The organism is Mycobacterium sp. NGS39 (assembly GCF_059812765.1).
The window spans coordinates 199,530-224,407 of record NZ_JCALDH010000002.1 but is presented as its reverse complement, the minus strand read 5'-3'; the positions used below and the strand labels follow the sequence as shown (position 1 = coordinate 224,407).

The window sequence follows — 24,878 nt, the reverse complement described above, 5'->3', positions numbered from 1 at the left end:
CTGCCTCGGCCCGTAGGGCCAGCACCCCGCAGCGATCGGAAAGCCCGCGAATCAGCGTGCTGGCGAACGCTTCTCGCGCCATCCGGGCTGCCTTCGGTGCTGCGACGACCGCCGCGGTGGCGGCCGCATCAGGGCTGCCGGTCAGGGCCGCCACCGCGGCCACCCCGGCCGCTTGTGCGATTGCGCTGCGATCGCCATGCCGTTCCACCGGCCCGGGCGGGAGCGGCTGACCGCGCGTGGGGACCGCGATCTCATCGCTTTCGGTGCCGGCGAGCGTGGGCTCGTGATCGGCCCAGCAGCGTCGCTGCGAGCGGGACTCCGCGACCCGGGACAGGTGCAACATCACGTCGACCCCCAACGACGCCCATGCACCGGTGGCGGTGTACACGGCCGCGCCGGCCAGCGCCAGCGCAGTGTCGGTAGTCGTTGGGCCCAGCCAGTTTTCGAGCAGCCGACGCAGGCGCGGCTGGTAATCGACGATCGTCACCGCGGCCGCGACACCGACGGGAAGCCGGGCCAGCGGCAGCGCCCGGCCCGCCAGCGCGGCGCCCAGCCCGACGGAGGAGGCTGCCAGCGCGGTCATCCGGCCGGCGAGCGTAGCGCTGTCGCCCGGCAAGTCCAACGGCCTGTCTTTCCGCACGGGTTCGCGCGCGCGTTCGGCCTGGGCGACCGTGTCGCACACCGAATGCACCGGTGCAATCCCGTCGGCCAGTGTTACGACCACCCGCGACAGCGGATAGTTCAGCGCGGCCGCCGTCACACCGGGCTGGGCACGCACGACGGCCAGCACGTGTTCACCGATGGCATGACCGTGCTGTGGATCCCGTAGGCCCCGCACCTCTACCCAGGCGCGGCCGTTGCCGTGCCAGCACCGGCGTCGGCGCGCTCCGTCAGACAGCAACGCTGCCGCGCTGCGAACGGGCATCGTCGCAAGCCCGATGCCGCCGCCGACGATGGCCGACGTGGTGTGCAGGGCTGCGCTCAACGGAGCAACCGAGACCGTGGTCAGCAGTCGGGTCAGATGCATCGAGACGCCCGCGCAGCGCAGCTCAGCGGCTGGTGGTGGGGCGGCGGGATGTGCTGGCCTTGCGCGTCCGCTTCTGCGCAGTGATCTTGCGCGGAGCGGACTTTCGAGCACCGCCCCCGCCACCGCCGTCGCTGTCACCGTCGACCGACTGCAGCGGCCGTGGCGCAGACAGTGCGGGTGCCGCTTCGGTTCGCTTGCCCAGCTGATGGACCACCAGCGCGGTTCCGCCGATCGTCAGCAGCACCGGCCACTCCACCAGTCCCGCCGCACCGAGCACGCCCAGCGTCAGGGCGGCGGCCGAAGTGGAATGACTTCCAGTGCTCACCCCGTTGCGGATTCCCGAGACGGTGCCCTGAACGCCGCCGATCACTCCGTTGATCGCCGCACCTCCAACCGCCCCCGCCGCTGCCGTGGTGGCGTCTGCGGTTCGCGTGATGACGCGGGCCGCGCCTCGGGCGATGTCCATTTCGCAACTCCTGACTGCCCACAGATGAACCGGCCGCTTCCACCGCCGGCGATTTCGTGAGGCTACCCCCGGAAACCTGGGCCTAACCTGGGAATTCCGGCTCGTCGATGTCGCGGCCGGTGGCCAGGTCCGAGCAGTCGACGAACTCGACGTGACGGGCCGTTCGCAGGTATGGGCCGGCGCCGTGGTCGCCGGACATCCTCTCGATCACCTTCGGCCAGTGGCGCCGCGCGATCACGACGGGATGGCCGGGCCGGTCACCGAACACCGCGCGTGCCAGCCCGCTGCGAGATACCAACGCGCGCTTGACAACTCGTGCCACCACCGACGCGCCCACGTCGGGTGTGTCGACGACGTGCAGCACCGCGTAGTCCGCGTGCAGTGCGGCGGCCTGCTCGAGTCCCGTGCGAACAGAAGCGCTCAGGCCGGTCTCCCACTGCGGCGCAGTCACCGCGACGACCCCCGGCGGAGCGGGGACCGCGGCAGCACCGAGAACGAGGATCACGGGATCACAACCGCCGTCGGCCAGCGCGCTGAGCGCAGCCGTCAGCCAGCCCTCGACCAGAACCTTCGGCTTGCCGTACCGCCGGCCGGCCCCGGCGGCCAGCAGCACACCCGCAATCACCGGAGGTGACGTCATTCGCATCGACCCGTTCCGTCTGCAGCGGCTGAAAATGCCACTGCCGTTATCTGAGAATAGTGATTTCGCAACGGCCTACACTCGGTTCGTGCGCGACGTGATCGACGAGCTCATGTCGGTGTGGCGGACCGGCGGTACAGCGGGTCTGGCCACCGTCGTGCGCACCATCCGTTCCGCGCCGCGCGCAGCGGGCGCCGCGATGGTGGTGGCTCCCGACGGGTCCGTCGCCGGCTCGGTGTCAGGCGGATGCGTCGAGGCGGCGGTCTACGAACTGGCCCACGAGGTGGTGCGGACCGGGCGACCCGTCCTGCAGCGTTACGGCATCAGCGCCGACGACGCGTTCGACGTCGGACTGACCTGCGGCGGCGAGATCGACATCTTCGTGGAACCGGTGTCTCGCAAGACTTTTCCGCAGCTCGACGACATCGCCGAGGCGATCGCGGCGCACCGGCCGGTCGCGGTGGCCACGGTGATCGCGCACCCGGACCCCACCTGGCTGAGTCGACGGCTGGTGATCGGCCCGGAACACGCCGACGGGTCGCTCGGCTCCGCCCGCACCGACGCCGCCGTCGTCGACGACGCCCGTGGCCTGCTGTCGGCCGGACGCAGCGCGGTTCTTGCCTACGGCCCCGACGGCCAGCGTCAAGGCGCGGAATTGCAGGTGTTCGTCGCCGCCCACGCGCCGCGACCGCGGATGCTGATTTTCGGTGCCATCGACTTCGCCGCCGCGCTGGCCCAGCAGGGCGCCTTCCTCGGATACCGCGTCACCGTGTGCGACGCCCGGCCGGTGTTCGCCACCAAGGCACGGTTCCCCGCAGCCGACGAGGTCGTGGTCGACTGGCCCGACCGGTATCTGAGCGCCCAGGCCGAGCAAGCAGCGATCGACTCACGCACTGCCATCTGCGTACTCACCCATGACCCGAAGTTCGACGTGCCTGCGCTACAGGTGGCGTTGCGGCTGCCGGAGGTGGGCTACGTCGGCGCCATGGGCTCGCGGCAGACTCATGAAGACCGGCTGCGCCGGCTCCGCGAAGCCGGACTGACAGAGACCGAGGTGAGCCGGCTGGCCAGCCCGATCGGCTTGGATCTGGGCGCACGCACTCCTGAGGAGACCGCGGTTTCGATCGCAGCGGAAATCATCGCGCGGCGCTGGGGTGGCGGGGGGCGGCCACTGTCCGAGGTCGGCGGGCGCATCCACCACGAGCTGCCGCAGGGCGCCGCGACGACGACGGCCTGAGCACTGCCGAACGTGAACGCAGGAGGAAAACGCGGCCGAAATCCCGCAGACGTTTCCCCCTCGGCGGCAGCACTAGTACGCTCACACGCTGAGCGACTGCTTAGCGTCTTGGACGTAGGCGCAACGGACGGATGGGAGTGCCAGTCATGACGAACACCGTCGCTACCCGCTATGCCGGGACACGTGTCCCGCGCGTCGAGGACTCGCGGTTGCTCACCGGCCGTGGCACCTTCGTCGACGACGTCACCCGCCCCGGGATGCTGCACGCCTGCTTCGTGCGCAGCCCCTATGCCCATGCCCGCATCAACGGCATCGACGCGTCGGCCGCGCTGGCGTTGCCGGGCGTGCGGGCGGTGTTCACCGCGGCCGACCTCAACCCGGACGTCAAGGAGGCCTGGCACGCGGTCGCCGGCAAAGACATCCCCGATACACCCCGACCGCCATTGGCCGAGGGTGCGGTGAAATTCGTCGGCGACCCGGTCGCGCTCGTGGTCGCCGAGAACCGCTACATCGCCGAGGACGCGGTCGAGCTCGTCGACGTCGACTACGAACCCTTGCCGGCCGTCGCCGACTTCACCACAGCCGTAGGTGCCGACGCCGTGGTCCACGAGGCGTATCCCGACAACGTGGCAGGAGGACTCGGCGGAGCGCCGCCCGACGAGGAGACGTTCACCAATGCGGCTCACGTGGCGGCCGCGACGATCTACCAGCAGATGTACGTGCCGGTGCCGATGGAGACCCGAGGCCTCGTCGTCGAATGGACGGGAGCCTCCGAAGAACTCACCGTCTGGGCGTCCAGCCAGTCGCCGCATGAATTGCGTGCCTTCGCCGCGCGGCTGCTGGGAATTCCCGCCCAACAGGTGCGGGTGATCGTGCGTGACACCGGCGGCGGATTCGGCCAGAAGGTCGTTCCGATGCGCGAAGACATGTGCATCCTGCTGGCCGCGCGGAGACTGCCCACCGCTGTGAAATGGATCGAGGACCGGCGCGAGAACCTGATGGCGGCCGGACAGGCCCGCCACGTGCTGGGCAAGGCCAGAATGGCTTTCGACGCCGACGGCAAGATCCTGGCAGCCGACATCGACTTCCTGCAGGACGTCGGCGCTTATCCGACGCCGTACCCGGTGTTGAACCAGGCCGCGATCGGCATGTTCTTCCCGGGGCCGTACCGGGTGCCCAAAGCGAGCTTCAACTACAAGTGCGTGTTTTCCAACACCGCCGGCCTGGTGGCCTATCGCGGTCCCTGGCAGTTCGAGACGCTCGCCCGCGAAATCCTTTTCGACATCGCTGCCCGCAAAATCGGCATCGACCCCGTCGAGCTGCGCCGCCGCAACATCCTGCGCGGCGACGAGATGCCGTACTTCAACCCCAACGGCATGCCGTACGACCATGTGGCACCGGCGGACACCTTCGAGCAGGCCGTGAAAATCCTTGACCACGAAGGCTTTCGCAAGGAACAGAAAGACGCGTTGGCCGAAGGCCGCTACCTCGGGCTGGGATTCTCCGCCTACATCGAGCCGACCGCCGCCGCGACCGGATACATGGCCACCGAAGGTGCGACGATCCGTATCGAGCCGACCGGCAAGATCAACGTGTACGTCAACGGCGGTTCGAGCGGCAACAGCATCGAGACCACCGTCGTGCAACTGACCGCAGATGCCTTGGGCGCCAAGCTCGATGACGTCGCGACCATTCAGGGCGATACCGCTGTGACACCCTACGGCGCCGGCTCACAGGGCAGCCGCAGCGGCCCGATGACCGCCGGAGCTGTCGCCGAAGCCGGCGCGATGGTGCGCAAGCAGATCGTGGCGATGGCCGCCCACTATCTCGGTGTGGAGCAAGACGAGATCGAATTGGCCGATTCGCGCGCCAGCGCCCGCGGCGATGTGGCCAAGAGCGTCAGCTTCGCCGATCTCGCATACCGCTCCTACTACGAGCCGCAACAGCTGCCGCCCGGGATGCCGGCCTCGCTGGAGGCCACCGCGCGATTCACCTCCGCGGCACCCATTCACTGGGCCAACGCCACGCATGCCTGTACCTGCGAGGTCGACGTGAAGACCGGCCATGTCAAGCTCACCCGCTACATCGTCAGCGAGGACGTCGGCGCGATGATCAACCCGAACGTCGTCGAAGGCCAGATCGCCGGCGGCACCGTGCAGGGCATCGGCGGCGCGCTGCTGGAAAACCTTGCCTACGACGACGACGGCAACCCGTTGGCATCGACGTTCGTCGACTACCTGCTGCCGACCGCCACCGAGGTACCGCCGATCGAGTTCGGGCACGTCGAAATTCCCGGTCCAGGCGTCGGCGGCTACAAGGGCGTCGGCGAAGGCGGCGCGATCGGGTCCACGCCGGCGGTGATCAACGCGATCAATGACGCGCTGGCCCCATTGGGCGTCACGCTGACCAAGCTGCCCGCTACTCCCGCGGCGATCGTCGAGTTGATCGAGCAAGCGACCAGGTAAGGATTCAAAGGTGGAACTAGTCAACGAGTTTCGCGTCGGGGTTCCGGCGGCCAAGACATGGGAGGTGCTCACCGACGTCGAGCGCGTCGCACCCTGCCTGCCCGGCGCCACGCTGTTGTCGGTCAACGGCGACGAGTTCACCGGCGCGGTGAAGGTGAAGGTGGGGCCGATCACCGTGTCGTACCGGGGCAACGCGGCGTTTCTCGAGAAGGACGAGGCGTCTCGCCGGGTGGTGCTCAAGGCAAGCGGCAAGGAGACGCGTGGCAACGGCAATGCGACGGCCGTCGTCACGGCTCAGCTCAAAGACGAAGGTGACGCCACCGATGTCTTGATCACCACCGATTTGACGATTTCCGGGAAGGCTGCGCAGTTCGGCCGCGGCGTGCTGGCCGACGTCGCGGGAAACCTCATCGCGCAGTTCGCCCGAGCGCTGGAAGCCGACATCCTCGGCAGCGCGCCGGCCGGACAATCCTCCCAAGCGCCAACCACTTCCGCGACACAAAGCGACGCCGTCGAATCCGTCGACCTGCTGAAGGTGGTCGCGCTGCCCGTCGCCAAGCGGGCCGCGCCCGCAGCGGCGGCACTGGCGGTCGGTGTCGCGGTCGGATTTCTGCTCGGTCGCAGAAACGGCCGCGCACAGGTACATCCGGTCGCGATCAAGACCGACGATCTGCTCACAGCCCTGTCGCGGTTGGTGTCATGAAAGCCGCCCCGTTCGCCTACCACCGGCCCGAAGCTGTCAAGGAGGCCGTGGATCTGCTTGCCGAATTCGGCGACGATGCAAAGGTTTTGGCCGGCGGGCAGAGTCTGGTGCCGATGCTCGCGATGCGGCTCACACGTTTCGACAACCTCGTCGACATCTCCCGTATCGAGGAGCTGATCGGTATCGACGCCTGCGACGGCGAGGTGCGCATCGGTGCGGCGACCCCGCACGCGTTCGTCGGCATGGACGACGAGGTAGCCGAGTCGGTGCCGCTGTTGACCCTGGCGACGCCCTACATCGGCCACTTCCAGATCCGCAGTCGCGGAACGTTGGGCGGTGCGATCGCGCACGCGGACCCGGCAGCCGAGTATGCCGCGGTTGCGCTGGCACTTGATGCGCGGATGGAAGCGGTGTCGCCGCGAGGCGCGAGAGAGATCGCTGCCGAAGCGTTCTTCACGGGCCTGTGGGAGAACTCACTGGCGGCCGACGAGATCCTCACTGCGGTGCGCTTTCCCGTCTGGACCGGCCGCACTGGTTTCGCCGTCGAGGAGTTCGCCCGCCGGCACGGGGACTTCGCGATCGCCGGCGCCACGATCGGGATCGCGCTGGACGAGCGGGATCGCGTAACCCGTTGCGGCATTGGGCTTTTGGGTTTGGGCTCGACGCCACTGCGGGGGTCGTCGGCCGAGGACGCGGTCATTGGGCGGCCGGTCGGTGACATCACCGCTGAGGAAATCGGCCAGCTGGCCATCAGTGGACTCGACGACATTCCGGCCGACCTACAGGGCTCGGCCGCTTATCGAGCCAAGGTCGGGGCCACAATGGTGGCCCGCGCCTGGGAATCTGCGGTGCGGGAGGCAACCAATGCATGAGTGGTCGGTGCGAATGTCGGTCAACGGCCAACCCACCGAAGCGACCGTCGAACCGCGGCTGACGCTGGCGGACTTCCTGCGCGAGCGATGCGGCCTGACCGGGACCCACCTGGGCTGTGAGCACGGCGCGTGCGGCGCCTGCACGGTGCTGGTCGACGGCCGTGCGGTGCGGTCGTGCCTGATGTTCGCGGTGCAAGCCGAAGGCATGGAGGTGACGACGGTCGAGGGTGTCAGCTCGCCTGACGGTGAGCTGACACCGGTGCAGTCGGCATTGCGGGACTGCCATGGGCTGCAATGTGGTTTCTGCACACCGGGTTTCGTCATGTCGATCACTGCGCTGCTGAACGACAATCCGCAGCCCAGCGAAGAGGAGATTCGCGAAGGCCTGTCCGGGAACTTCTGCCGCTGCACCGGGTACCAGGGCATCATCAACGCCGTGCAGCGAGCCGCCCAAGCATAGCGATTTCGGTGCGTTAACGTGCGCTCAGCGCCGGTTATCGCACCGAAATCGGCTTGGTGACGGTCAGAACTCGCCGCAGTTCGGCGTCGTCGGCGCGCCGTTGAACCGGTCGGCGATCCACTGCATCGCGCGTTCACCGTCCACCAGCATCGGCAGTGCGTGGTTGACGATGGCCTTGTTCAGAAACGGGGGCTCCTCGTTTGTCCAGAACTGCACGTCGGCGCCTTGGGCGCACCAGTCCCGGCCCAGCTGGTTGGCGCCGGTCCACGGCACCAGCGGGTCATAGCGGTTCGACAAGATGAGCACGGGCGCATTGGGTTTGAAGCGTCCGATGCGCTGCATCTCGAAGAGACTGTTGAACGGCTCCTCGTTGACCAATTCGTTGATGTCGCGGTTGAAGTACGGCTGCAGGTGCCGGAACATGAAGTTGAAAAGCGTTTCGGCAACGCATTGTTCGGCGACCTTGTTCACCATGTCTTCGCCCCTTGGCGTCAGCGTGGCGCGGATCGCGGCCTCGTGCTCCGGGTATGTCGCCATCACGGAATTCAGCGCATATCCGACCGCTCCGACCAGCACGCTGCCGTCGGCGTACGGGAACAGCTCTTTGAGGTCTGCCGGCGGCGCACCCGCATAGGTGCCGACCACGTTGAGTTCCGGCGCGTATTGCGAAGCGAGTTCGGCCGCGGACGCCGCCGCGCCGCCGCCCTGCGAGTAGCCCCAGAACGCGACGGGTCCGTCGGGCTGCAGCGACGTGCCGGGCAGGCGCTTGGCCGCGCGGGCGGCGTCGAGCATCGCATTGCCCTCGGCGACCCGGCTCACATACGTGTGCACTCCCGGGGTGCCGAGCCCCTCGTAGTCCGTCATGACGATTGCGAAACCGCGCGCCACCATGGTCGCGACGAACAGCTCCTCGTAGTTGAAGGCGAGGTCGGCGAACGGCGACCAGTGGATGCCCTGGTTGAACAACCGCGACGGCGCGCACTGGTCACCTTGGCCTTGGGTGCCGGGTCCGTACACCAGCAGCGGGCGCGGCCCGTTGCCCGGCCAATCGTTGTACGGCTCGAAGTAGGTTCCCGTGACGACGTTCGGGCGGCCGCGAGCATCGGTGCTGCGGTACATGATTCGCGTTCCGGTCGCCATGATGGCGCCAAGTTGTCCCGACGGTTCCAGCACCAGCCGCGACGGCTCCGAGCGGATCACGTCACCCGGCTGGCTTTCCGGTAGCGGGTCGGGCGGCGTGTAGAACTCGGCGTACGCGTCTTCGTTGAAGTACGGGTCGTGGCTGCGGTCAGCGGCGGCCGGCGGCGCCGTCAGCAGCAGCAGCACAACCGCGACAACGGTTGCCAGGCGACGCACGTGGCTACTTTAGGCAACTTCCCGCGTCGACGGGCAGAGTTACGCCGGTGATGTAGCGCGCCTCGTCGGAGGCCAAAAACAGCACCGCGTTGCTGATGTCTTCGGGCTCCACCCACCCGATCGGCAGCGTGTGCATCATCTGCGCGACCACTTTCATGTCGTCGGGGCCGGGGTTCTCGAGGTCGGGCCGGAACAGCTTCATCGTGCCCTCGTTCATGAACAGCGGAGTGTTCACGTTCGTCGGGTGCACGGAGTTGACCCGAATGTTGTGCTGGCCCAACTCAACTGCGAATGTCCGCATCAAGCCGACGACGCCGTGCTTGGCCGCCACATAGTGACCGGTGTGCGGATAGGCCTTCAGGCCGCCGACCGAACTGGTCAAGATGATCGAACCGCCACGGCCGCCGGCCAGGATGTGCGGGACGCCCGCCTTCACCGTCTTCCAGACACCGCCGAGGTTGACGTCGATCATGTCGGTCCAGTCGGGTTCGCTGGTCTTGTCCAGCGTCGCACCACCGTTTCCGATGCCGGCGTTGGCGACGATAATGTCCAGCCGGTCCAGCTGCTCCACGCCCGCATCCACGGCGGCTTTGAGCGCGTCGTAGTCCCGCACGTCGACCTCGGCGGTGTAGATCCGGCGGTTTTGCGCCTTCACCAAATCGGCGGTCTCGGCCAGGTCTTCGGGCGTGGAGAGCGGAATCTGCACCGTGTCGATCTGCCGACAGATGTCGACGGCGATGATGTCGGCACCCTCTTGGGCCAGTCGCACCGCGTGCGCGCGGCCCTGTCCGCGTGCAGCGCCGGTGATGAACGCAACTTTGCCCTCGACTCGGCCAGCCATCGGAAACCTCATTTCACACGAATGTTGAGCAGTCGCTCAGCACTCTTTCACTCGCGCGCGCCCATGTCAATCAGCGATTTCGGTGCGTTACCGTGCGCTCAGCGCCGGATAACGCACCGAAATCACTGAACCTTGGCGGGCGGCCGGTAGAAGATCAGCAGCTGCCCGATGCCACCGGCCAGCCCCAGCCCCAGCGAGATCGCCAGACCAGCCCAGCCGTCCATCCAGTTGTGGCCGAAGATCGCCCAGTCCAGGCTCAACCGGCCGGCCCCGATCGTCGCGACGGCCACCGCACTGAGCGCCAGCACCAGGTTGTACTCCCAGCCCTCCTTGACGATGAAGAAGCCGTTGGGCCGGTGCACGGTCCACGCCGCGACTAGCATCAGTGCGACGAACCCGGCCGCCGGGATCGGCGTCAACAAGCCGACCGCGAGCCCCAACCCGGCCGCGGTCTCGGCGACCGCCGCGATGCGCGCATGCAGCGTGCCCGGCTTCATCCCGATGCTCTCGAACCACCGGGCGGTGCCGGGAATCCGGCCGCCGCCGAAGAACTTGTTGAGACCGTGTGCGGCCAGCGTCAGGCCCAACACCAGCCGCAGGATCAGCAAGCCGACATCGAGCGCGTAGTCATGAGTCATGACCCAACCTCCTATCAGTCAACGGGTTTCGCGCGACGCCTGGGCCCCCGCAAGCAGAGGACGTCGCCTTGATGATCGCCTGAACGGTGCGCCGGCACCGACCGCAGTCCGCCCCGGCACCGCATGCCTTTGCGACTTTTTTCGTAGTCGACGCGCCCTGCGCAACGACCTCCGCGACCGTCTGGCTGGTCACGCCGTTGCACAGGCACACGTACATCAGAGGTTCTCGTCGATGCGCATCGCGTGCAGCAGCTTGCCCACGAACAGCGGCGGGTAGGCGCCCAGTCCGGCACTTTGGATCCACTCCGCCGCGACGTCCGGATTGCTGATCCATTGGCGCGCATCGTCCTCGTCGTCGATCTGCTGAAGGATCAGCACCTCGTGCGAATCGTCGAAAGCCCGGAAAACCCACGTCTTTTGGATGCCGGCGAGGCGCAGGCGGTCCAGCCCCTGGTTGAACGTCTCGAGCAGCCTGGACACGTCGTCCACCGAGATCATCGCCGCGACCACCACGCTGGGTGCGGCCAGGGTCGCTGAGCCGGCGACGTCGATGGCGTCGACGAGCTCACCGGCGAACACCGCGGGGATGTCCGTGACACCCACGGCGTCGAACCATTCGAAAAACACCCGGGAGCGCAGGAGTTCCACGATCGGCTCGTGGTTGCGTACGACGATGGAGACCAGGACGCGCCCGTAGTCGGCGGTCGAAGCGTGCACGAACACGTGGTGTGCGCCGATTTCGGCCAGAGCCGACTTGCGGCTCTCGAGGAGTCGCGGCACGCGCGCCGGGTCGGGGATGCGGTAGTCCGACGCGATCACCAGCGAGCGATTAGCGGCTCCCCCGGAGTCAGTCACTGGCTGGCAGCGGCTTGGCTTCTTTGATGGTCAGCGGGACCTCGCCGATGGAAAGCGTTCCGGCGCCGGCCTTGGTGACCAGCACCTCGGCACCGCTTGGGTCGACGTAGCGCTTGCCCATGATGTTGCCGTCGGAGAAGTTCGGGTCGAGCTTCGCGTCGCCGTCGGTGTCGGCGCCGAGTTCGCGCATCGGTACCCCACCCGCGCGCAGGTCGTCCAGACCGTCACCGGTCTTGATCACGATGACTTCGGTGTCACACACCTGGCTCTTGAGCCGAGTGCCCGTCTTGATCATTGCATTCTCCTCTTCGCGCAAGCGCTCATCGGCCCAGTCCCTTCTTCTCCAGCAGTTCGTCGATCAGCTCGCGCCGCAAGACTTTTCCGGTGGGCGTGGTCGGCAGCTCAGCACGGAACACCACCCGGTCGGGAGTGCGCGATCCGCGAAGGCTCTTGCGGACGTGTGCACGCAACTCGTCGGGATCCGGCTCCGCCCCGTCGACCGGCACCACCACCGCGACGATGATCTGGCCCCACTCGGCATCGTCGACACCCACGACCGCGACGTCGCGAACCAGCGGGTGCTCCACGAGCACGTCCTCGACCTCGGCGGGCGCGATGTTCTCACCGCCGCGGATGATCGTGTCGTCGGATCGGCCGCCGATGAACAGATAGCCGTCACTGTCGAGCACCGCGACATCGCGTGTGGGAAACCAACCTTGCTCGTCCAGCACCGACCCGATCTCGGCGTACTTTCCCGACACCTGATCGCCGCGCACGAACAGCTCGCCGGATTCGCCGGGGCCGAGCACGGTGCCGTCCTCGCCGCGGATCTGTACTTCGATGCCGGGCACCGGCCGGCCCACCGAGGCCAGCCGTCGCCGGACCGCCTCGTCGGTGGCCTGATGCGCCTCGCGGTGGTCCTCCGGCGTCAGAACGGCGATGGTAGAGCTGGTCTCGGTGAGCCCGTAGGCGTTGACGAACCCGACACCGGGCAGCAGGTCCAGCGCCTTACGAACAAGCGGCAGAGGCACTTTCGAGCCGCCATAGGCCAGCGTGCGCAGCGTCGGCAGCGGCGTCGGCCGCGCCTCGAGCTCGCTGACGATCCGGTCCAGCATGGTGGGTACCACGGTGGCCGTCGTCACCGCCTCGTCGCGCACCAGCCTGATCCATTCTTTGGGATCGAACCTGGTGAGGTACACCATCTTTCGGCCCGCATACAGGTTCGACAGCGCCGCCCCCACTCCGGCGATGTGGTACGGCGGCACGCAGATCAACGCGGCATCGCCGGGCTCCGCCGACGCGAACTCGACGGTTCCCATCACGTAGCTCGTCAAGTTGTGGTGGGACAACTCGACCGCCTTGGGGCGCGACGTGGTGCCGGACGTGAACAGCACGATCGCGACCGCCTCGGGGTCGGCGAACTCGGCAGCCGGCTCGCCGGCGCGCGCCATCGCGACGAAATCCTCGGAGCTGACGGACTTTACGCCCGCGCCGGCCACCATTGCGCGATAGTCGTCGTCGAACACCACCAGCGGCTCTGGCAACCGGGCGATCAGCTCGTGCAAGCCCTCGGCGCTGAGCCGGTAGTTCAACGGCGTGAACGGGCGAGCGGCCCGGGCCGAGCCAAAGATCAGCAGCGGCAGCATCGTGCCGCCGGTGCCCACGTACGCCACGCTGGCGGCGCCCGACTCGGCGATCACGCCGGCGGCACCGTCGGCAAGATCGCTCAACTCGCCGACCGTAAGCCGGGTTCCGTTCGCCACCAACGCTTCTCGGTCCGCGTCAGCCGATGCGGCCATCTCCAGCAGCAGCGAAATGCTCATGGCACCGTCATACCGGCTTCAGTGACGAAATCAGCCATTTACCGTCAACTTTCGTCAGGGTGACCACCACGCTGCGCGACGCCATCGACGGCGCCGGGCTGTCGAGCGTGGTGGTGGTCTGGTTGAGGAAGACCAGCACGTCGGCGGTGTCGGGACGCAGTTCACCCGACACTGCGGCCGCGGCCACGGTGGCGTTGGTCTTCATGACCTTCTGCTTTGCGATCGCTGCGACTGCGCTGGAGGCATCGTGTTCGTACTGCCCCAGGAACTCGCCCGTCAGATGCGATTTGGCATTGGCGATGTCGCGGTCGACCGACGTCGACCCGTAGGAGTAGACCGCGACGGTGCCCTCCGACGCTGCGACCTCCGCCGCGTGCGCATCGTCAGGCCTTGTCTGTCTGTCGGGCCAGTAGACGAAGTAGGCGAGCGCCGCGAGGAGTATCAGCGCAGCGGCGACCCCGCCGATCCACAGCGCGCGGCCGACGTTCACGTGCCGTGGCCGGGCGAGGCTACGAAGGCGGGCCAGCCGGCCCTCGCGGGTCTCATCGGCGGACGGCCCCGGCTCGTGCGCCTCGGTTGCCTCGATCTCGACGATTGCCCTGTCTGGTTCGTTGTCTGTCACGGCACGAACTCCACCCGGGACATCTTGAGTTGGTCGTCGTCGGGGCTGACCGTGACGCGGAAGCGGTAGAGGCGAGGTTGCTTGTTGCCGGCGGCGTTGGTGATCTCCTCCGTGGCGGCCACCAACACGACACCCTCGTTCTCGGACATCGATTCGACGCCCGTCTTGGTCACCGTGCCCCGAGCGACCACTTTCGACGCTTCGACGACCTTGACGAAGTCGTCGGCCCGGACTTCGTAGTCGTCGCGGAAGCTGCCGGTCGAGTGGTCGATGATGCGCTGCACGTCCTCCTTGGCGTGCCGGTAGTCCAACGACGTCATCGCGGTGATTCCGTCGCTGGCCGCAGCGGCGAACGTTGCTGCACGCTGGTTGCGAGCTGTGGCCTCGTGGTGTTGCCACAGGATGTACCCGCTGCCGGCCAGGCAGGCGCAAATCACCAGCGCGGCAAGGCTTTTCGCAACAAAGGGCCATCCCGGCCGGCTCAGCCGCAGCCGCAGCGAACGGCGCCGAGGCTTTTCGGCGGGCAGGTCGAGGTCGAGCAGATCAGAGTTGCCACTGCTCGACCGCAGTTCGGAAACCCGCGCCCGCGCCGCTGCAGCAGCAGCCTCCGCCTCTGCCGCCTCGGCTTCGGCCTGCTCGAGCAGCGCTCCGATGTCGGCTGCCGCGGCGTCTTCGGTGGTGGCGTCCGCGACGTCGCGGCTGACGCGCGTGGTCACGTCGTCACCGCCTCGGCCATGCGCTTCGTCGCCCATGAATCAGTCATACCGAACTCCGGTCTCAGTGGTCGGCCGCAAGGCCTTTGACCGGACAATTCTGCGCCGAGGGGCAGCCAGAACAGTGGCCCATCGGCCTTGGCCCTCCTCCGTGTCGGCGCTCGATTGGAGAACCACGTTATCACTAGCTCCTCATCGGCTGCCAGGCCAAGCCACTCGAAGGCCACACACGGGGTGCTCTGGCTGCGGAAACACCATTTCCGGATTCGGCAAACATCACTTACGCCCCCTACTGCAGGCGGTCTTTCTGGACCTTGCCGGTGGCATTGAGAGGCAGCTCGTCGAGGAATTCGACATAGCGCGGCACTTTGAAGCCGGCCATGCGCTCTCGGGCCCAGTCGATCAGTTCCTGAGCTGTGACAGGCGCCTTCGGCACCACGAAAGCCTTACCGACCTGCCCGAGTCGCTCGTCCGGCACACCGACGACCGCCGCCTGCGCCACCGCAGGGTGCTGCAACAAAAACCCCTCGATCTCGGCGGGGTAAGCATTGAAGCCGCCGACGATGAACATGTCCTTCTTGCGCCCGACGATCCGCAGGCGCCCGGAGTCGTCGATGCTGCCCAGGTCGCCGGTGTGCAGCCACCCGTCGGGGTCGACGGCCTCGGCGGTGGCCGCCGGGTCGTCGAAGTAGCCCTGCATGACGTTGTAGCCACGAACAAGCACTTCCCCGTCGTCGGCGATCCGGACCTCGACGCCGTCGCAGGGCAGGCCGGCCGTGGTGGCCCGGTCCTCGAACGAATCGCCGGGCCGAGACAGCGTGACGTTGCCGGCCTCGGTGAGCCCGTAGCCGGTCATCAGCGTCTGGAACGGAAGCTCTTCGAGCACGCGGCGGATCAGTTCGACGGGGATGTCAGCAGCTCCCGTCACGCCCGCCCGCAACGACGACAGTTTGCTCTTGTCGCGCACCGTCAGCAGCGAGTGATACAACGTCGGCGGCCCTGGCAGCATCGAAACCTGTTCGCGCGCTATCAATTCCACTACCCGGTCGATGTCGAACACCGCGACCGGCAACATCGTCGCACCGCGCAGAAAGGACGCGATCAGACCGGCCTTCAGCCCAAACGTGTGGAAATACGGGTTGATCATCAGATACCGGTCACCCTCGCGCAGATCGGCGAGCGTCGCCCACTCCTCGTACGCCCGCAAGGTCTGCCGGTGATTCATCATCACGCCCTTGGGTCGGCCCGTCGTGCCGGACGTGAAGATGATGTCGGCGATCTCGGTGCCGTCGAGCTCGTTCACTCGCTGGTCGAACGGCTGCCCGCTGGCCAGGAAGTCGGACTTGATGTCGATCGCCGGCACGCCGGGCGGGACGTCGAATTCCTGGCCGAGGAAACCCTTTTGCACCAACACCAGCTTCGCGCCGCTGCGCGTGATCACGTCGGCGGCCTCCGGGGCCTTGAACCGGGTGTTGACCGGCACCAGCACTCCCCCGGCCGTCAGCAGACCGAACGCGGCGACGATCCATTCCGCGCAGTTGGGTGCCCAGATGGCCACCCGGTCGCCCTTGTCCACCCCGGCGGCTGCCAAACTGCCTGCAGCGCAACGGATCCGGTCGACCAGCTGCGTGAAGGAAAGGCGCAACGGACCGTCGACGACGGCTTCCGCGTCGCCGAAGCGGTCCGCTGCGCTCAAGACCATCTCAGGGATGGTCCGCCAGCCAGGGCAGGTCACACCGTGACGAGGCGACCCAGGTTACCGCCCATGATCTTGGCCTGATCCTCGACCGAAAGATGCTCGAGCGCGGTCACGAAGTGCGTCGGCTCCGCCAGCCCCTCGGGGTGCGGCCAGTCCGAGCCGTAGAGCACGCGGTCGACGCCCACCAGGTTGATCAGGTCGTCGATGCCCTCCTCGTAGAACGGGCTGACGTGGATGCGGTTCTTGATCTCCTCGATGGGGTTGCCGGGAAAGCTCTCCGGGGTTTTCTTGTAAACCTCGGCCATCTGATCCAGCAGCGGGAACATCCACTTCGACCCCGCCTCGACGATGGCCACCTTCAGATCCGGGAACCGGAACAGCGCGCCGTGAATCACCCACGAGGCCACCGCGTCCTGGATCGGGCGCCACTCGTTGAGGATCGCCATCGCGTTGGTCTGGAACGGCAGCATCTCCTGGGCGGTGCCGTCCCACTCGGAGATGTAGCGCGAGTAGCCGCTGTCCGACGAGTGCATGCCGACCAGCACGTCGTACTCGACGACCTTCTGCCAGAACGGGTCGAACTCCGGAAGCGCGAACGACCGCGGCCCGCGGAACCCGGGCACCGGCGCCGGCCGGATGAGAATTGCCCGCGCACCCCGCTTGACCACCCACTCCAACTCCTCGATCGCCTTCTCGACGATCGGCAGTGTGATGACAGGTGTGGTGAAGATGCGGTTCTTGTAGTTGAAGCCCCACACCTCGTCGAGCCACTGGTTCAGCGCGTGGATGAGCACGTGGATCGCGACGGGGTCGTCGCGCAGCCGCTCCTCGATCAGGCTGGCCAGCGTCGGGAACATCAGCGTGCGGTCGACGCCGAGCTCGTCCATCTTCTCGAGGCGAGGACCCGGCTCGAAGAACGCCGGGATCGCCCTCATCGGCTCGCCGAACAGCTCGCGACGCGTCTTGCCCTCCGGATTGCCGAACTTGAAGTACTCCTCCCACGCCCCGGGCCGGGCGACCACCTCGAAGGTGGGATTGGGGATGTAGTTGCTGATCTGGCCGCGGATCGCAATCTTGGTGCGGCCGTTGACCTGGACGTACTGGACGACGTCCTTGTACTCCTTCGGCAGGTACTTGGTCAGCGCCTCCGGCGGCTCGTATAGGTGGTTGTCCGCATCGAACAGGGGAAACGGAATGTCGACCCGATGCGACAGTTGGCCCATGAAACTCTCCTTTTCATCTCGAGAGAATCCTATTCTCACGCATGTGGTGTGGCAACACGCTGGGGGCCTCGTGCCGTGACCTGCTCACGCGCTTGCGCCCTGACGTGCTCACGCACGGCGGACTTCTGGATCTTGCCGCTGGCGGTGCGCGGATAGTCGTGGACTTCGTGCAGCTCCTCGGGCCATTTCTGCGGCGCCACGCCCTGGGCCTCGAAGTGCCGGCGGACCTCGTCGAGCGTCGGCATCGCAGATCCCGGCCGTACCCGCAGAACCGCCGCCACATGCTCGCCCAGTCGCGCGTCCGGGGCGGCCACCACGACGGCCTCGGCCACTGCCGGCATGGCCAGTAGCACTTCCTCGACCTCCAACGCGCTGATGTTCTCTCCGCCGCGGATGATCACGTCGGACTTGCGGTCGGTGATGGTCAGGTAACCGTCGTCGTCGAGCACACCGACGTCGCCGGTCCGGTACCACCCCTCGTCGTCGAACGCGGCCCGCGTCATCGTCTCGTCGATGTAGCCCAGGCACAGGTCGGGCCCGCGGCTGAAGATCTCGCCGTCGTCGCCGAGCCGGATCTCGACTCCGGGCCGCGGGCAGCCGTCGGTGAGCAGCCGCTTGTCTTCCGGGCCGTCGTGCGGCGTACCGGTGACCGATGGGTGTTCGGTGCTGCCGTAGGACCGGAACACGTGAATGCCGAGATCGGTCAGCCGCCGCGTGACCGCCGCGGGCACGGTCGAGCCTCCGAGGCCGGCCGACTTCATGTGCTGCAGGTGTTCGTCGGTGAAGTCCGGGTGGTCGAGCAGGCTGGTGAAGAAGTACGGCGGGCCACCTCCGATCGCCAGGCCCTCCCGCTTCATCAGCGCCAGCACCTCGGCCGGGTCCCAGTGGTCGACGAGGTCGATCGGGGCGCCGTCGATCACCGGTATCAGGAACGCGCCGAGCATCCCGATGAAATGCCCGACCGGCGCCGCGGTGAGCTGCCTGCCGCGATCGGGCGGATAGTTCGCGTGCAGTTGCCGGGTCTCGCACACGATCGTCTGATGGCTGTGGACGACGCCCTTGGGGTCGCTGGTGGTGCCGGACGTGAACGCGAGCAACGCCGGCTCGGCAGGGTCGGCCGGCAGCGTGCCGGGCATCGGCTCGTCGGCGAGCAAGTCGTCGAAGCGTGCCCCCGCATCGGCGCCGACCAAGCCGACGATTGGAACGTCTGGACACAGGTCGCGCTGATACTCCATGCGGCCGAACCGTTCGGCGGTGATCAACACCCGCGGCTGTGCGGCGCGCAGGATGTGTGCGAGCTCCTTGCGGCCGTAGAAGTGCACGATCGGCACGACCACCGCCCCGAGCAGCGCCGACGCCCAGAACGTTGCCGCCGCCTCCATCCAGTTCGGCAGCTGGAACGCGACCACGTCACCGGGGCCCACGCCGCGCGCGTGCAGTCCCGCGGCGAGTCGTCGTGCGATCTGCTCGACGTCGCGATACGTGCCCGACCACGGCCGCACCTCGGAGTGCACCTGGAAACCGGTGTCGGGAAACGCGGCCAGACCGCGGGCCAGCACGTCGCCGAGCGTCTCCCGGGTCCACCACCCCTCGTCCTCGTAGCGCTTGGCCAACTCGGCGGGAATGGGCCGCGTGACGACGCTTCGACCGGCGATGATCATGACGTTGGAGATGCTATTCTCCCGCAGGGAGAATGCCAATATCGCATCGGAGAACGGTCACATGGTGGACGTGGAGGTCGACGACGGACTGGCCGTACTCACCATCGACCGCCCCCACGCGCGCAACGCGATCTCGTTGGACACGATGGGCCAACTCGAGAAGGCCCTCGACGATCTCGACGCCTCGGCGGACGTCCGGGCGCTCGTCGTGCGGGGCGCCGGCGACAAGGCGTTCGTCTCCGGCGGAGATTTGAAGGAACTCGCCGCGCTGCGCACCGTCGAGGACGCGTCCGCGATGGCGTGGCGGATGCGGACCATCTGCGATCGGCTGGCGCAGTTTCGCGCGCCGGTGGTCGCCGCACTCAACGGTCACGCGTTCGGCGGCGGCGCCGAGGTGGCAGTTGCCGCCGACATCCGGATCGCCGCCGAGGACGTCAAGATCGCGTTCAACCAGGTGTCGCTCGAGATCATGCCCGCCTGGGGCGGCGCGGAGCGGCTGGCAGCGCTGGTCGGGCCCGGACGGGCGCTGCTGCTGGCCGGGTCGGGCACCGCACTGAACGCCGTCGAGGCCCAGCGCATCGGCCTCGTGGACCAGGTGGTGCCGCGGGCGTCGTTCGACGACGACTGGCGGACGCTGGCCCGGTCGCTGGCGAACCGCCCAGCGGCTGAGATCAAGCGCGTAATCAGCGGTGTTTCGCCCGACGAAGCGGTAGCCTCTTTTGCGCGGCTGTGGGTTGGGGACGAACACTGGGAGGCCGCTGAACGAGTGATGAGGCGCGCCAGATGACTCGGACCATCGCAGGTGCTGTGTCGGCGATAGTGCTCGCGGCCACCGCGTTCGGCGCAGCGGCGCCGTCATATGCCGACGACGACGTCGTCGTCGCTCCCCTTCATCACGTGAAGTACACGCTCACGGCACAGAACCCGATCTATGCGGAGATCTACTACCTCGACCACGAGCCTGCGGTCTTCGCCGACTGGAGCCACAATCCGTACGAGTTCATGCCGAACGTCGAAGCCGACATCGGGCCCGGGCACCCGTGGTCGTTCGAGCTGGATCTGCAGAAGCCGGAGTGGTGGGCGATGGTGATCGCGAACACCGGTCCAGAGCCCGGCACGCCGAACTTCCACTGCGAGATCGCGGTCGACGGCGTCGTCAAGGTCAGCAATGACGGCGCGAAGGGCGTGCTCTGCTCGATGCGCACCTGGTAGCTCAGGGCCGCAGCGCGTCCGCCGGCTCGCCCTCCAGCCGGCGAAGGTAACGCTCGACCACCTCGACCGTTTCCGCGTGGCCCAGCGACACGCCGAGACCCTTCTCCATCGCCAGCACGGTCGACAGGCTGGTGAACAGGACCGACCACACGATCGGCGGCATGGTTTCCGGGTCGGCGTCGTAGCGCGCCAGCGCGGTTGCCAACGTTCGCCACTGCTCCTCCCGGAACCGTTCGGCGTAGTGCGCGATCTCGGCCCGCATCGTCTTGCGGTGGTTCGCCAGCGCCGCGAACTCCATCATGAACCGGCTCGTGGCGGCGTTTGAGCTCAGCCGCCACAGCGCCCACAGCGGCTGCGCGGAATCCAGGGCGTCAGCCTGCGCCTTGAGGCCTTGCTCGGCGCGGCGCCGGAACACCTCCAAGAACAGGTCTTCCATCGTGCGGAAGTAATAGTGGACGAGTTGCGGCTTGAGCCCGGCGCGTTCGGCCAGACGCCGGGAAGTCACTGCGGCGTAACCCTCTTCGAGAATCAGCCGCTCTGCGGCGTCCAGCAGCACGCCGCGGTTCTTGGCGTCCGCAGCGCCGATTCTGCGACTCGATGTCATCGCACCTCGCTCTTGCCTTGACCCCGCCCCGGCACCATGCTAAGCAGATGCACAGCATACGTCGCTCGGGCCTATCGAGTGAGGGCTTCAGGAGGCAATCACACCTATGACGAACTTCGACGGGGTCGACTACTTCACCGACCCATCGCTCATCCCCGACCCTCACCCGTACTTCGATCACCTTCGCGGCCAGAATCCCACATGTTGTCCGATCAACAACGGCGTGCTGGCCGTCACCAGCTGGGAGGCGGCGAACGCCGTCTACAAGGACGTCGAGTCCTACTCGTCGTGCGTGGCCGTCGCCGGGCCGTTCACCCCGATCCCGTTCACGCCCGAGGGTGACGACATCTCTGCGCTGATCGAGCAACACCGCACCGAGATCCCGATGTACGAGCACATGGTGACCATGGACCCGCCGTACCACACCGACGCTCGATCGCTGTTGAGCCGACTGCTGACGCCGAAACGGCTCAAGGAGAACGAAGACTTCATGTGGCGGCTCGCCGACCGCTACATCGACGAGTTCATCGACGACGGGAAGTGCGAATTCCTGGCCGCGTATGCCAGGCCGTTCTCGCTGATCGTCGTCGCCGACCTGCTCGGGGTGCCCGAGGAGGATCACGAAGAGTTCCGTGCCAACTTCGGCGCCGAGCGGCCGGGTTCACGAATCGGCGGACTCGACCACGAGCCGATCGCCACCAACCCGTTGGAATGGGCCGACGAGAAGTTCAGCTACTACATCGAGGACCGGCGCAAGAACCCCCGCGACGACGTGCTGACCGGACTGGCGACGGCGAAGTACCCGGACGGGTCCACGCCCGAAGTGACCGACGTGGTGCGCACCGCGACGTTCTTGTTCGGCGCCGGACAGGAGACCACGGCCAAGCTGCTGTCGGCAGCGCTGCGTGTGCTCGGCGACCGTCCCGACATCCAGCAGCAGTTGCGCGAGGATCGCAGCCGCATTCCGAACTTCATCGAGGAGTGCCTGCGGATGGACAGCCCGGTCAAGAGCGTGTTCCGGATGGCCCGCAAGTCGACGACGCTGGGCGACATTCCGATCCCGGCCGGCACCACCGTGATGGTGAGCCCCGGTGCGGCCAACCGCGATCCGCAGCGATTCGACAATCCGCACGAGTTCCAACTCGACCGACGCAACGTTCGCGAGCACATCGCGTTCAGCCGCGGCATCCACTCGTGTCCGGGTGCTCCGCTGGCGCGTGTCGAGGGCAGGGTGTCGATGGAGCGCATCCTGGATCGCCTGGCGGACATCACCATTGACGAGGAAAAGCACGGCCCGGCCGGTCAGCGCAACTACACCTATGAGCCGACGTTCATCCTGCGCGGGCTCACCGAGCTGAACATCAAGTTCACGCCAGTGAAGTAGGCGCGCGGCTAGGTGTCGCCACGCAGCCAAAGCGCCTGGCCTTCGACGGGCACGCAGGTGAGGAAGAGCCCGTCGGGAGCCTGGGCCACACCGTTTTGATAGTTGTTGCAGTCGGTGTTCTCGTCCTTGATGCCGAACATCGACGGGGACCGGAACCACCGCGGCTCGTATCGGCGCGGCGACCCGCAGAACACCAGCCGGCCCCAGTCGGTCACGCCGAACACGTAGTAGGTGGTGTTGTCACACGGCGCCCCCAAGACGGCTCCCGGCTGGATGCCCGGCGTGCACGCCGGCACGTCGCAGACCGTCGGCCCCGCTGTTGCCGGTGGCGCCGCGGTGAGCAATCCAGCGGCCAACAACCCCGTCCCGGCAAGCGCGCAGAGTTTCACGTCGCTACTCTGACATAACCGAGAAGGAAGTTCTTCATTTCGGAGAAGATTCGCCGAGCCCCCGGTGATAGGGTGGCTGCTCTTGCACCGGAACCAGCGACGAAGTCGCCCGCGCACGGGAGGAGCGAGTAAGCAAGTGTCGCCGCGGAAGCGCCGAGCAACGGTGCTCGACGCCCACCCCGAAGGCTCCATCGGCGTCGAGGAGATGCCGATCGAGGACGCCGCGACAGCAGCGCGGGAGGCGCAGGCTCGCGCCGATGCCGCCCGTGCCCGGGCCGAGGAACTACGGCGGCAGGTCGATAAGGCTGCCCGCGCCGACCGTCGAGCGCGCTGGCGGTCACGCCGTCCGGCAATGTTTGCGAAGACGGCCGTAGGCGCCGCTGTGCTGATTGTCGTCGCCGCGCTGGCCTTGACCGGATGGATGCTCTGGCATGTACGCGATGTGGATCGCCATCGGCAGCGCGAAGCGGAGTTCGCCGCCGCAGCGCGACAGAGTGTGGTCACAATGATGTCGCTGGATCCAGCCACGGTCGGCCAACAGATGCAGCGCGTCGTCGAAAACTCCACCGGGCAGTTCAAGCAGGCCCTGCAGGCCGGTGGAGCAGACGAGATCGCCAAGGGTGTCGAGCGGTCCGGGGTGCGCACCACACTCGCCGTGAAAGCAGCGGCCGTCGAGTCGATGACCGACGATTCGGCCGTGGTTCTGGTCGCCGCGACCTCCGACGGCACCACCAAAGACAACCAGAAGCTGCCGTCGGCGACGTGGCGCATCAGCGTGTCCCTCAAAGAAGACGACGGCCAGCTCAAGACCTCACAGTTCGAGTTCGTCAATTGACCACCAACCAGTCCCCCACCGACGTCGACGACGCGCGCGTCGACGAACCCGCGCACCGGCCGAGGACGACGGCGCTCGTGCGCATCGCGAACTGGGCGCAAGCACGATGGCGCGCGATTGCGCTTGTCGCACTGGTGCTGCTCGCGGTCGGGCTGGCCGCATTTGTGTACGTCGAGCAGTACCGCCCCGAGCAGCTGACCGATCAGCGCGCACGCCAGTCCGCCGAAGACGCGGCCACAAAAGGTGCCGTCGCGGTGTTGTCGTACTCGCCCGAGAGCCTCGACAAGGACATCGCCAACGCCAAGTCGCATCTCACGGGCGACTTTCTGGCCTACTACACCAACTTCACGCAGCAGGTCATGGCGTCGACGGCGCGAGACAAGCAGATCGCCACCACGGCAAACGTGGTTCAGGCGGCGGTGGAAGACATCAGGCCCGATTCGGCCAAGGTGCTGGTGTTCGTCGACAAGACGTCCGAAAGCAAGGCGCAGCCTGCTCCGGTGCCCAGCCAGGCCGCAGTTCGTGTCACGCTCTCGAAGGTCGATGGGTCCTGGCTGATTTCCGCGTTCGAGCCGCTCTGAGGGCCCCCGATGTTATTCTCCCGTTCTGAGAATGCCATTTCCCACGAGGAGCGATCGGTGCGTTCGATCGGTGCGATAGCAGGGGTGTTACTGGCGGCTGCCGCCGCAATCGGTGGCCCGGGCCCGGGCATTGCCAATGCCGACAACGACCCGGCGCTCAACGGAACATACGCGGCCACGTCGAACGGCGAATGGGCCAGAACCAACGACAGCTACCACGACGAGGCGACCGTCCGCAGCACCTGGACCATCAGCTCGTCGTGCCCGAACCCGCTGACGTGTACCGGCACCGTCACCAGCGATCAAGGCTGGACCGCCGGCATGTCGTTCATCTCCGGATCGTGGTTGGTGCGCCGGGAACTGCCGGGCTGGGAGACCTGCGCTGACGGCACCTCAGCCACCGGCGAGCAGGTCTACCGGTTCTATCCCGTCGACCCGGAAACGGGATTCGTCAAGGTCGGTTCGCCGATCTTGGCGGGCGAGGACGCCACCACCGGCCCCAGCGGGGCCTGCGGCTTCAACAAGCTCCTGGTGATCCGAATGCCGTTCAAGCTGGTCAAGATCGCCTGACG

Annotated in this window: 26 protein-coding genes and 1 pseudogene; 11 read left to right on the top strand and 16 right to left on the bottom strand. The window is 67.1% G+C overall.

What is annotated here, in order from left to right:
* Window positions 1-1,049: 1,049 nt before the first annotated feature.
* Together AC5Y39_RS03470 and AC5Y39_RS03465 are read right to left on the bottom strand one after the other, a co-directional pair.
* Window positions 1,050-1,493, bottom strand: a complete 444-nt coding sequence (locus AC5Y39_RS03470) for a hypothetical protein (RefSeq protein WP_500015193.1) — start codon at window positions 1,491-1,493, stop codon at window positions 1,050-1,052.
* A gap of 82 nt (window positions 1,494-1,575) precedes the next feature.
* Complete coding sequence (locus tag AC5Y39_RS03465) at window positions 1,576-2,133, bottom strand: nucleotidyltransferase family protein (RefSeq protein ID WP_500015195.1); 558 nt, start codon at window positions 2,131-2,133, stop codon at window positions 1,576-1,578.
* Between the two features lie 88 nt (window positions 2,134-2,221).
* On the opposite strand from AC5Y39_RS03465, the gene AC5Y39_RS03460 reads away from it, so the two are divergent.
* From AC5Y39_RS03460 to AC5Y39_RS03440, 5 genes are all read left to right on the top strand, one after another.
* Window positions 2,222-3,370, top strand: coding sequence for an XdhC family protein (locus AC5Y39_RS03460; RefSeq protein ID WP_500015197.1), 1,149 nt, complete (start codon window positions 2,222-2,224; stop codon window positions 3,368-3,370).
* A 146-nt stretch (window positions 3,371-3,516) separates the two neighbouring features.
* Window positions 3,517-5,835: a xanthine dehydrogenase family protein molybdopterin-binding subunit gene (locus AC5Y39_RS03455; RefSeq protein WP_500015199.1), complete on the top strand. Its 2,319-nt coding sequence runs from the start codon at window positions 3,517-3,519 to the stop codon at window positions 5,833-5,835.
* 10 nt (window positions 5,836-5,845) lie between these two features.
* Window positions 5,846-6,538: an SRPBCC family protein gene (locus tag AC5Y39_RS03450; RefSeq protein WP_500015201.1), complete on the top strand. Its 693-nt coding sequence runs from the start codon at window positions 5,846-5,848 to the stop codon at window positions 6,536-6,538.
* Entirely contained in the window at window positions 6,535-7,410 is an 876-nt protein-coding gene (locus AC5Y39_RS03445; protein WP_500015203.1) for an FAD binding domain-containing protein, read from the top strand. The genes AC5Y39_RS03450 and AC5Y39_RS03445 overlap by 4 nt, the downstream gene beginning before the upstream one ends.
* Window positions 7,403-7,870 carry a (2Fe-2S)-binding protein gene (locus AC5Y39_RS03440; protein WP_500015205.1) on the top strand — a complete coding sequence of 156 codons (468 nt, stop codon included), beginning with the start codon at window positions 7,403-7,405 and terminating at the stop codon, window positions 7,868-7,870. The genes AC5Y39_RS03445 and AC5Y39_RS03440 overlap by 8 nt, the downstream gene beginning before the upstream one ends.
* Window positions 7,871-7,933: 63 nt before the next feature.
* Here AC5Y39_RS03440 and AC5Y39_RS03435 read toward each other — a convergent pair whose 3' ends face one another.
* The 12 genes from AC5Y39_RS03435 to AC5Y39_RS03380 form a co-directional block, all read right to left on the bottom strand.
* Window positions 7,934-9,226 (bottom strand): lipase family protein, encoded by a 1,293-nt coding sequence (locus AC5Y39_RS03435; protein WP_500015207.1) that lies wholly within the window; start codon window positions 9,224-9,226, stop codon window positions 7,934-7,936.
* Window positions 9,227-9,230: 4 nt separating this feature from the next.
* Window positions 9,231-10,067 carry a mycofactocin-coupled SDR family oxidoreductase gene (locus AC5Y39_RS03430; protein WP_500015209.1) on the bottom strand — a complete coding sequence of 279 codons (837 nt, stop codon included), beginning with the start codon at window positions 10,065-10,067 and terminating at the stop codon, window positions 9,231-9,233.
* A 122-nt stretch (window positions 10,068-10,189) separates the two neighbouring features.
* Window positions 10,190-10,705, bottom strand: a complete 516-nt coding sequence (locus AC5Y39_RS03425) for a DoxX family protein (RefSeq protein WP_500015211.1) — start codon at window positions 10,703-10,705, stop codon at window positions 10,190-10,192.
* Window positions 10,695-10,922 (bottom strand): (2Fe-2S)-binding protein, encoded by a 228-nt coding sequence (locus AC5Y39_RS03420; protein ID WP_500015212.1) that lies wholly within the window; start codon window positions 10,920-10,922, stop codon window positions 10,695-10,697. The genes AC5Y39_RS03425 and AC5Y39_RS03420 overlap by 11 nt, the downstream gene beginning before the upstream one ends.
* The gene (locus tag AC5Y39_RS03415) at window positions 10,922-11,560 is read right to left on the bottom strand and encodes a fatty-acid--CoA ligase (RefSeq protein ID WP_500015214.1); all 639 of its coding nucleotides are present in this window, start codon (window positions 11,558-11,560) and stop codon (window positions 10,922-10,924) included. Before AC5Y39_RS03415 ends, AC5Y39_RS03420 begins: the two co-directional genes overlap by 1 nt.
* On the bottom strand, window positions 11,553-11,855 hold the full coding sequence (locus AC5Y39_RS03410; protein ID WP_500015215.1) for a hypothetical protein: 303 nt from the start codon (window positions 11,853-11,855) through the stop codon (window positions 11,553-11,555). Before AC5Y39_RS03410 ends, AC5Y39_RS03415 begins: the two co-directional genes overlap by 8 nt.
* Window positions 11,856-11,880: 25 nt before the next feature.
* Window positions 11,881-13,383, bottom strand: coding sequence for a class I adenylate-forming enzyme family protein (locus tag AC5Y39_RS03405; RefSeq protein ID WP_500015217.1), 1,503 nt, complete (start codon window positions 13,381-13,383; stop codon window positions 11,881-11,883).
* Window positions 13,384-13,390: 7 nt separating this feature from the next.
* A complete protein-coding gene (locus AC5Y39_RS03400; protein ID WP_500015219.1) occupies window positions 13,391-14,005 on the bottom strand; it encodes an Rv1363c family protein in 615 nt (204 codons plus the stop codon).
* Complete coding sequence (locus AC5Y39_RS03395) at window positions 14,002-14,757, bottom strand: Rv1363c family protein (RefSeq protein ID WP_500015221.1); 756 nt, start codon at window positions 14,755-14,757, stop codon at window positions 14,002-14,004. Before AC5Y39_RS03395 ends, AC5Y39_RS03400 begins: the two co-directional genes overlap by 4 nt.
* A 250-nt stretch (window positions 14,758-15,007) precedes the next feature.
* Window positions 15,008-16,453, bottom strand: a complete 1,446-nt coding sequence (locus AC5Y39_RS03390) for a FadD3 family acyl-CoA ligase (RefSeq protein ID WP_500015223.1) — start codon at window positions 16,451-16,453, stop codon at window positions 15,008-15,010.
* On the bottom strand, window positions 16,450-17,640 hold the full coding sequence (locus tag AC5Y39_RS03385) for an amidohydrolase family protein (protein WP_499948684.1): 1,191 nt from the start codon (window positions 17,638-17,640) through the stop codon (window positions 16,450-16,452). The genes AC5Y39_RS03390 and AC5Y39_RS03385 overlap by 4 nt, the downstream gene beginning before the upstream one ends.
* Window positions 17,641-17,675: 35 nt before the next feature.
* Window positions 17,676-19,301 carry an AMP-binding protein gene (locus tag AC5Y39_RS03380; protein ID WP_500015225.1) on the bottom strand — a complete coding sequence of 542 codons (1,626 nt, stop codon included), beginning with the start codon at window positions 19,299-19,301 and terminating at the stop codon, window positions 17,676-17,678.
* 61 nt (window positions 19,302-19,362) lie between these two features.
* Here AC5Y39_RS03380 and AC5Y39_RS03375 point away from each other — a divergent pair, with 61 nt between their 5' ends.
* Entirely contained in the window at window positions 19,363-20,088 is a 726-nt protein-coding gene (locus AC5Y39_RS03375) for an enoyl-CoA hydratase/isomerase family protein (protein WP_500015601.1), read from the top strand.
* Complete coding sequence (locus AC5Y39_RS03370) at window positions 20,085-20,513, top strand: Rv2576c family protein (protein ID WP_500015227.1); 429 nt, start codon at window positions 20,085-20,087, stop codon at window positions 20,511-20,513. The genes AC5Y39_RS03375 and AC5Y39_RS03370 overlap by 4 nt, the downstream gene beginning before the upstream one ends.
* Here AC5Y39_RS03370 and AC5Y39_RS03365 read toward each other — a convergent pair.
* Window positions 20,432-21,117: pseudogene (locus AC5Y39_RS03365) on the bottom strand (TetR/AcrR family transcriptional regulator); the annotation flags it as partial. The gene AC5Y39_RS03370 and the pseudogene AC5Y39_RS03365 overlap by 82 nt on opposite strands.
* A gap of 106 nt (window positions 21,118-21,223) precedes the next feature.
* On the opposite strand from AC5Y39_RS03365, the gene AC5Y39_RS03360 reads away from it, so the two are divergent.
* Window positions 21,224-22,501 carry a cytochrome P450 gene (locus tag AC5Y39_RS03360; protein WP_500015229.1) on the top strand — a complete coding sequence of 426 codons (1,278 nt, stop codon included), beginning with the start codon at window positions 21,224-21,226 and terminating at the stop codon, window positions 22,499-22,501.
* An 8-nt stretch (window positions 22,502-22,509) separates the two neighbouring features.
* Here the strand turns inward: AC5Y39_RS03360 and AC5Y39_RS03355 are convergent, their stop codons facing one another.
* Window positions 22,510-22,890, bottom strand: a complete 381-nt coding sequence (locus AC5Y39_RS03355; protein WP_500015231.1) for a hypothetical protein — start codon at window positions 22,888-22,890, stop codon at window positions 22,510-22,512.
* A 136-nt stretch (window positions 22,891-23,026) separates the two neighbouring features.
* Between AC5Y39_RS03355 and AC5Y39_RS03350 the strand changes: the two genes are divergently transcribed.
* Genes AC5Y39_RS03350 through AC5Y39_RS03340 form a run of 3 tightly spaced genes read left to right on the top strand, consistent with a single transcriptional unit; the run spans window position 23,027 to window position 24,876 of the window.
* Window positions 23,027-23,725 carry an Rv1363c family protein gene (locus tag AC5Y39_RS03350; RefSeq protein ID WP_500015233.1) on the top strand — a complete coding sequence of 233 codons (699 nt, stop codon included), beginning with the start codon at window positions 23,027-23,029 and terminating at the stop codon, window positions 23,723-23,725.
* Window positions 23,722-24,306, top strand: coding sequence for an Rv1363c family protein (locus AC5Y39_RS03345; protein WP_500015235.1), 585 nt, complete (start codon window positions 23,722-23,724; stop codon window positions 24,304-24,306). The genes AC5Y39_RS03350 and AC5Y39_RS03345 overlap by 4 nt, the downstream gene beginning before the upstream one ends.
* Before the next feature lie 57 nt (window positions 24,307-24,363).
* Window positions 24,364-24,876, top strand: coding sequence for an Rv2253/PknI dimerization domain-containing protein (locus tag AC5Y39_RS03340; protein WP_500015237.1), 513 nt, complete (start codon window positions 24,364-24,366; stop codon window positions 24,874-24,876).
* The last annotated feature ends 2 nt before the right edge of the window (window positions 24,877-24,878 follow it).